3 protein-coding genes are annotated in these 2432 nt (G+C 29.4%); all 3 read right to left on the bottom strand.

The features are described from left to right. Window positions 1-223: 223 nt before the first annotated feature. Window positions 224-1279 (bottom strand): peptide ABC transporter permease, encoded by a 1056-nt coding sequence (locus CN514_RS23545; protein ID WP_098234651.1) that lies wholly within the window; start codon window positions 1277-1279, stop codon window positions 224-226. After that, complete coding sequence (locus tag CN514_RS23540) at window positions 1276-2154, bottom strand: ABC transporter permease subunit (protein ID WP_098234650.1); 879 nt, start codon at window positions 2152-2154, stop codon at window positions 1276-1278. The genes CN514_RS23545 and CN514_RS23540 overlap by 4 nt, the downstream gene beginning before the upstream one ends. 34 nt (window positions 2155-2188) lie before the next feature. Then, the coding region (locus CN514_RS26010; RefSeq protein WP_176526052.1) for a hypothetical protein at window positions 2189-2432 on the bottom strand (244 nt) is incomplete at its 5' end.

The raw sequence follows: 2432 nt of genomic DNA, 5'->3' as shown, positions 1-2432 counted from the left end.
ATTAAGTCTTATTTTATCAGAATAAATGTATTTCTTATTCAACTATCCTTGCCAATTAGCTTAATAATAAAAATCGATTAAACATCAAATCTAGTTCATGTATTCTCGAACCCTCCAATGAAATAGATAAAATTATACTTCTATGCGATTTTTGAGTTTCCTCTAAATACAAAAATAAAAACCTCTATTCTCTATTTAGAACAAAGATTTTCAGATTACTTTATTATCTAGTTACAAGCTGTCCATTCGATTTAGGTTCGTTATCTACGATCCTACTAACTTCATTTAATTTTTCCTTATTCACAAAATCAAAATCATTTAATCCATGATATAAAACTTCATTATTAATAGGTTGCTTCTTTTTTTGCCCTGTTTGGTTTTCCATTAAACGCTCAATACCCAATTTAATAAGATTAAAAGCAAAAATCGAAACAATAAAAGCTATACTTGGTCCAACGATTACCCATGAATCTATCGATAACTCGATGTAATTTGCACCAATCATCGCAGACCATTCATTAGCTTGTGACATCGGTCGATCGATTCCAAGATCTAAATAAAGAACTTTAACGCCACCAATAAATAGTTTAAAAACACCTAATTGTGTTAGTAAAAATAAAGTTTGTATAGTCTGTTGTACAAATAATAAAAGAATACGGCTTCGTAAATAAGGTATTACATGCTTACGGCGGATCCATCCATTTCGTGCACCTATGACTCTAGAGCTAGTAATGAAATCATTTTTTAAAAAATCTCTTACTTCTTCACCGATTGAATTTATCAATACTGGAATCGAAATAATGATTAGTAATGAAATTTGAATTGCTATCGTTTTTTCTTTTACTGCTTCTGGAACGTCATTTAATTTCTCAAAAAATGGAAATATAATGATAACAGCTGGTACAAATCGAAATGCATTCAAAATTGGTTCAATAATTTTTAATAATCTTTGATTCATGAATCCGAAAAATGCACCTAATAAACCACCAAATATGACTCTCATTAATCCGACAACTATGGCAATGGATAAAGTGTATTTAGCACCATCAATTACCATCCAAAATACATCTCTTCCAAATCGGTCGACACCAAAAAGATATTTCCAACTTGGAGGATAACCATATGTATCGATTAATTTACCTTCTGCATTATATAACAAAGCTGGGGCTGGTTTGATCGTATCCTTTATAAAATAAGTATAAATAAAACTAAAGGTGATTAGGCCAAGTATGATAAAGCTTCCTATTATAATGGGGAAATACTTTCTAATTTTTATCATACAGCTTGTCCCCCTTTCATTCTATTTACAATTTGTTTAAACAGAATCTCTAGCAAAAAGAATGGGATAAATAGTAAAACTAACGCCATAAAAAAGATTTCAGGCGAATTACTGTTATTAAATAGAAATGAAAAATAGCCCTTCATATTAAAGAACTTCTCTACTATTAATAGATTTGAAATCATCATCCAAAATATTAACTTACTATTACTTAATAAAGTAATCGCAACATTACTGAATATATGGCGGATAATAATCCAAGAATTAGAAAGTCCCTTTGCTTTTGCATACTCCACATAGTCTCTAATTTTTTCTTCCTGTATTGCTAAAAATAACATTTGGAAAAGTTGGATCGTTGGAATAATCGATACAAGGAAGATCGGTAATGCATAAGCTTTTGATTCAAAGCCACTTATTGGATCTACAATTTTAACGCCGGTTTTATTAAAAATCCATAAAAAGAAAATTTGAAATGCGCAAATCATTACTACGTCTGGTATAGATTGTAGGAAAAATAGGATACTATTCATTATTTTTCTAAATGATTTTGGACCTATATTTACTAGATAGGCAATAAATAATGCGACGAAAATTGATAGTAAAAACGCTGAAAAAAGAATCGTAAAAGAATAAACGTAAGGCTCTAAAAAAACAGAAGAAAAAGGAACATATTGAAATTCTTTTAAGTAAACTTCTAAATTATCGAAGTAAAAAAAACTCCAAAAAAAGATTTGTAGTTGATTCCAAAACTCAACCAGTCGCTCTCCTTTTGGTAAAAATAGAGTAAAAGAAGTAGCCGTAATTAAACCAATTCCAAATATAGTTAAACAAAACTGAAGAAGATATTTAGATATAGTTCTACTTGTTTGTATCATGTTTTATACACAATCTGTTTCGTCTAATTGTGTATTATTTCCCCTCCTTTTCTTGCTTTATCTTATCTTTACTAAATACTAGAAAACCTCCATCACTTAATTTACCGAATTTCCAAAATGTACCGTACTGTTTAATATACATATATTTTTGATTATTTTTTTTCCCAACTCTATAACCTTCTGTAGTGGATCGAATGTTTTCACCATATTTGCCGAATTTGTCTTGAATGTTTTTTGGTTGCTCTTCAGGGTAAAAAAATAATAAACCGGTTAAATTT

This window comes from Bacillus sp. AFS001701 (assembly GCF_002559405.1).
GTDB lineage: Bacteria > Bacillota > Bacilli > Bacillales > Bacillaceae_G > Gottfriedia.
The sequence above is the reverse complement of the archived record's forward strand: the minus strand, read 5'-3'. Positions and strand labels throughout refer to the sequence as shown.

What these genes read in the sequence shown, in the direction of transcription:
- CN514_RS23545 (WP_098234651.1), bottom strand. Translation starts at nt 1,279, where the DNA reads ATGATAAAAATTAGAAAGTATTTCCCCATTATAATAGGAAGCTTTATC.
- CN514_RS23540 (WP_098234650.1), bottom strand. Translation starts at nt 2,154, where the DNA reads ATGATACAAACAAGTAGAACTATATCTAAATATCTTCTTCAGTTTTGT.